The following is a 2,500-nucleotide window of genomic DNA, read 5'->3' on the forward strand; positions in this document are numbered from 1 at the left end:
CGATCCCTCGAAAGCGACGGGCTGGTAACCCTATACCCGCACACCGTCACCCACCCGATCTTGTCCCGTTGCGACGACGAGAAGGTGGATCGCGAGATCTCGGAATCGTGCCGGGCGGTCGAGATCAACACCGGGTGTGCGCCGACGATATTCGCCTATCCGAACGGTCAGCCGCAGGACTTCGACGGGCGCGCGAGAGAGGCGTTGCGCCGCAATGGCATTAGCTGGGCGCTGTCGACGACCGGCGGCTTCGCGGGGCCCGACTCCGACCCGTACGACCTACCCCGCCTTGGTTTGACGATAGAGTCCTTCTCGCAGTTCAAGCTGAAGGTCTCGGGTTTTGCCCTGCGACCGCGGCCATTCCATGCATCTGATTGCCTGAAAATGGCGCGAAGGATGACGACGGCCATGTCCCGGTCGAGAGACCACATATCCCGGTCGAGAGACCAAGAGCCGTCGTCCTTCGGGGCCTCGACGGTCGATGCATCCCCTGCGTTGCAGGCGAGTTCGTCGAGCGTAGTGCCCGGAGCGGTGGAGACCCGTCCCGGCTCCACCAGAGCTGGAGCGTCCTGATGGCGCGCAGCACGAGTCCCGTTCCTCTGCACACGATCGTCAAGCCGCTTGCCAAGGCCGCACCCGCGGTGTCGGTCATCGTGCCCGCCTATGGGGTGCGCGCCACGTTGCGCGAGGCCGTCGACAGCCTGCTGCGTCAGACCTTCCGCAACCTGGAAGTGGTGGTGATCGACGACGCCTGCCCCGATCACTGCACCGAGGTGCTGGCAGGCATCGACGACGCCCGGTTGGGCATCTTCCGCCTACAGCACAACGCCGGGCTGGTGGGGGCGCGCAACGCGGGCTTGGCACTGTCGAGCGCGCCGTTCGTGGCGCTGCTGGACGGCGACGACGTCAGCGATCCCAACCGCATCGCACGCCAGCTGGCTGCCTTCGAGGGCAGGCCCGACCTGGGCCTGGTGGGCTGCCTGTTCAATCGCATTGATCTGCAAGGCCGCATCGTCATCCGAGGAACCGATGACTGGGGCCTGGACGACGAGGCGTTGAAGCCGTTGATGCTGTTCGCCAATCCGTTCCCGGCGGTCGTACACATGGTGCGCCGCAGTGCGATCCCCGAGGGTGGGTTTCGCCCGATCTACGCCGAGGACTACGCGATGGCGGCCGACGTGGCAAGTCACCACGGCGTGACCCTGGTACGCGAGCCCCTGGTGGGCTACCGCGTGTCACCCGACGGCATCATGCACACCAAGCTCGACCAGGTGTCCCACGACGCCCTTCTCACCCAGCGCCGGTTGCTGGAGGAGGTCGGCATGAGCGCGCACCGCTGCGACCCGTCGCTGATGGCAGCGCTGATGCAATTCGGCGCCCAGCCCCCGGGGGGCCTGAGCTTCGAGCGCATGGTCGCCCTTCGCCAGTGGATGCAGGACGTCGAACAGGCCAACGCACGAAGCGGCCGCTACCCGGCCGACGCCCTTGCCCGCGCGATGGCGCGGGCCTGGGAGCTCGTGCTGGTACACGCGACCAAGCTGGAGCGGATGCGGTTCGGTCGTCGCTACGTCGTCGAACTGCTGTCATACCGGGCAGCCCAGGGACGGCTCCACGTTCGCGCACGTGCGCTGGCGCACGCCGTGCTGAATACGTTCAGACGGCCGCAGGCAGGGACACCATCCACAGCCGCAGACGACCGATCCTCTCCCGAGATGCGCGACGTTGACGTCCTCGAAGCATGAGCAGGACGTGGACGACGTGAGCAGCCCGGCCAAGGCCGACGTGGACGATTCCGAGGCGGGTGCGCTCGGCTCGCTGTCGAACACGTTGCGCCGCGGCGCAGCGATCTCGACCGTGATGCTGGTCTTCACGCAGCTGGTGACTCTGGGCCAGACCCTGGTCTTGGCCCGGCTGCTCTCACCCGCGGAGGTCGGTTGGTTCGCCGCAGGCACCGTGCTGTCCACGTTTCTGCTCACCTTCGCCGAAGGCGGCATGTCCAACGCACTGGTACAGCGGGAGGACAGGCTCGACGATGTTGCGGCCACCGTGTTTTGGGCGACGCTGCTCACCGGAATCGGGTGGGCCGTCGTGACCGTGGCCAGCGCGCCGTTGATGGCACGCATCTTCGGGAGCCACACCGTAGGGTTGATCACCGCGGTGTCGGCCGGGACGATCGTATTGCACGCGTTGACCTATGTGCCGGACGCACTGATGCAGCGCCGCTTTGACTTCCGTCAGCGACTGATCGTCCAGCCGGTCATCGTGGTGACCTTCGCTGTCACTTCGGTCACGCTGTGCGCCAACGGTTTCGGGGTCTGGGGGCTGGTCATCGGATCCTACTGCTCGATCGTGGCCTGGCTCGTCGCGACCTGGACCTTGGCCGGGTGGCGTCCCGGCGCGGGCGGGCGGCCGTCGTTCTCGCTCTGGCGTGAACTGGCCAGGTTCTCGATGCCCGTCGTGGTCTGGACCGTGGTCAATCGGGCGCGCGACCTGCTCGAGA

At 66.8% G+C, this 2,500-nt stretch carries 3 protein-coding genes; all 3 read left to right on the forward strand.

Annotation, left to right across the window (positions count from 1 at the left end; all coding sequences use genetic code 11):
* Positions 1–573 (forward strand): polysaccharide deacetylase family protein (locus tag ABW137_RS12615; protein ID WP_526400353.1); only part of this gene is annotated, 573 nt, incomplete at its 5' end.
* Entirely contained in the window at positions 573–1,742 is a 1,170-nt protein-coding gene (locus ABW137_RS12620; RefSeq protein ID WP_526400355.1) for a glycosyltransferase family 2 protein, read from the forward strand. The genes ABW137_RS12615 and ABW137_RS12620, both read left to right, overlap by 1 nt.
* Positions 1,743–1,749: 7 nt before the next feature.
* Positions 1,750–2,500: oligosaccharide flippase family protein (locus tag ABW137_RS12625; RefSeq protein ID WP_526400357.1), on the forward strand; the 751-nt coding region annotated here is incomplete at its 3' end.

Origin of the sequence: Mycobacterium sp. (assembly GCF_040509115.1) — a bacterium.
Taxonomy (GTDB): Bacteria; Actinomycetota; Actinomycetes; order Mycobacteriales; family Mycobacteriaceae; genus Mycobacterium.